3 protein-coding genes are annotated in these 2,296 nt (G+C 68.2%); 2 read left to right on the top strand and 1 reads right to left on the bottom strand.

All coding sequences use genetic code 11. From position 1 onward, the window contains the following. The coding region (gene dnaG / locus BN903_RS14855; RefSeq protein WP_048078469.1) for a DNA primase DnaG at positions 1–570 on the bottom strand (570 nt) is incomplete at its 3' end. Between the two features lie 177 nt (positions 571–747). Between dnaG and BN903_RS14850 the strand changes: the two genes are divergently transcribed. Both BN903_RS14850 and BN903_RS14845 read left to right on the top strand, forming a co-directional pair. Continuing rightward, positions 748–1,041: a DUF3311 domain-containing protein gene (locus BN903_RS14850; RefSeq protein ID WP_048078468.1), complete on the top strand. Its 294-nt coding sequence runs from the start codon at positions 748–750 to the stop codon at positions 1,039–1,041. Beyond that, a partial coding sequence (locus BN903_RS14845; protein WP_048078467.1) for a sodium:solute symporter occupies positions 1,038–2,296 on the top strand: 1,259 nt, incomplete at its 3' end. The genes BN903_RS14850 and BN903_RS14845, both read left to right, overlap by 4 nt.

The following is a 2,296-nucleotide window of genomic DNA, read 5'->3' as shown; positions in this document are numbered from 1 at the left end:
GACGGCGTTTTTGATCCCGCAGTCGAGCAGCGTCAGCACGTCGGCGCGGCCCTCGACGACGATGACCGCGTCGGAGTCGCCGACCCGCGGCCCGGCGGGAAGCCCCTCGTAGTCGACGATGCCCTCGACGCGGGCGGCGTCGCGGACTTCCTCCAACACGTCGCTGCTCGCGAGGCTCGTCTCCTCGAAGCCGCCGGCGACCAGCTCCTTGGCGCGCTCGACGACCTCGCGGCGCTTGGCCGCCCGCACGTCCTCGATGCTCGTCACCTCCACGGAAGCGTGACAGGGGCCGATACGGTCGATCGTCTCCAACGCGGCCGCCAGGATCGCGGTCTCGACCTTGTCGAGGCTGGAGGCGACGGTGACCTCGCCGAACGACTGCCCGTTCTCGGACTCGACGGCGACGTCGATCCGGCCGACGCGCGAGGACTCCTGGAGGTCCCTGAGGTCTAGCTCGTCGCCGAGCAGCCCCTCGGTCTGGCCGAACACCGCCCCGACGACGTCGCTCCGCTCGACGACGCCGTCGGCCGCGATGGTGGCGTGTATCAGGTATTTTTCTGTGTCTTTCATGATGTGTGAATTGTGATATCGGGCGGGAGAAGCCGCCCGCCTTACGTTTCGTCCCTCGCGGAAAATAGCTATCGCCACGCCCCTCCGTCGACGGCTATTGAAGAAAATTTCTCTCCGATACGCATTTTCGAATCTATCCGATAGTTCTTAGTGTCTACGGAAACAGATTTATCGCACATGATGCGCTCACGGAGCGATCTCGTGTGGATACCGACGTTCGCGATACTCGTGGCGTTCGCGGTGCCGTGGCCCCTCTGGGGTGTCAACCGCGTCGTCGCGGGCCTGCCGGTGTGGATCTGGTGGCACGTGGCGTGGCTGGGGCTGTGTGCGGCGCTGTTCGCGTTGTTCGTCCGGAGCGGCGCGTGGGAGCGCGGGATGGGGCAGCGGTCGACGACGGACTCCGGCAGCGGAACCCCCGGAACCGCCAGCGGGACCGCGAAGACCGCCGACGCGGAGGGCGACCGCCGATGACGCTCGGTCTCTCGCTCGGCGTCGTCGTCGGCTACCTCGTCGTCGCGCTCGCGCTCGGCCTCGTTGCGTACCGCGTCTCGGAGACGACCGCCGAGGACTACTACCTCGCGAGCCGGTCGATCGGGACGCTCGTACTGCTGTTCACGACCTTCGCCACCCTGCTTTCGGCGTTCACCTTCTTCGGCGGCCCGAACCTCGCGTACGCCGCCGGACCCGAGTGGCTGGTGGTCATGGGAACGCTCGACGGCGTCCTGTTCGCCGTGCTGTGGTACGTGATCGGCTACAAGCAGTGGCTGATCGGCGCTCGCAACGGCTACGTGACGCTCGGCGAGATGCTCGGCGACCGGTTCGGCTCCGTCGGCCTGCGCGCGCTGGTCGCCAGCGTGAGCCTCCTGTGGCTGTTCCCGTACGTGATGCTCCAGCAGATGGGGGCCGGCGAGGCGCTCGTGGGACTCACCGACGGCGTCGTCCCCTACTGGGGCGGCGCGGCGCTCATCACGGCGTTCATGATCCTCTACGTCACCGTCGCCGGGCTCCGCGGCGTGGCGTGGACGGACACGCTTCAGGGGCTGTTCATGCTCTCCATCGTCTGGATCGCGGCGGCGTGGGTCCTCTCCGCGGTCGGCGGCGTCGGTGCCGCGACCGGCGCAATGTTAGCGGCCCGCCCCGAGTTCGGGAGCTTCGGCGGCGGGACGTACACGCCCGGGTTCATCATTTCGACGGCGATCACCATCGCGTTCGGGGTGACGATGTTCCCGCAGATCAACCAGCGGTTCTTCGTCGCGAAGTCGGCCGCGACGCTGAAGCGGTCGTTCGCGCTGTGGCCCGTGTTAGTCCTCCTACTCTTCCTCCCCGCGTTCATGCTCGGCGCGTGGGCGGCCGGGATGCCGATCGAGGTCCCCGAGGGCGCGAACGTGCTGCCGGTCGTGTTGAACGAGTACGCGCCGGCGTGGTTCGCCGCGCTGGTGATCGCGGGCGCGATGGCCGCGATGATGTCCTCGTCGGACTCGATGTTGTTATCCGGGTCGTCGTACTTCACCCGCGACCTGTACCGCCCGCTCGTCGACGCGGACGCCTCCGAGCGGCGCGAGGCGTGGATCGCGCGGATCGGCGTGGCGGCGTTCGCGACGCTGGCGTTCGTCGCGAGCCTGTTCCGGCCGGGGACGCTGATCGAGGTCGGCGACACCGCCTTCTCCGGGTTCGCGCTGCTCGCGCTCCCCGTGATCTGCGCGCTCTACTGGCCGCAGACGACCCG

The organism is Halorubrum sp. AJ67 (assembly GCF_000513435.1).
This window is presented reverse-complemented; position numbering and strand designations above follow the sequence as displayed.

Bases quoted from the DNA above. Each gene is read 5' to 3' on its own strand.
- BN903_RS14850 (WP_048078468.1), top strand. From the start codon at position 748: ATGATGCGCTCACGGAGCGATCTCGTGTGGATACCGACGTTCGCGATA.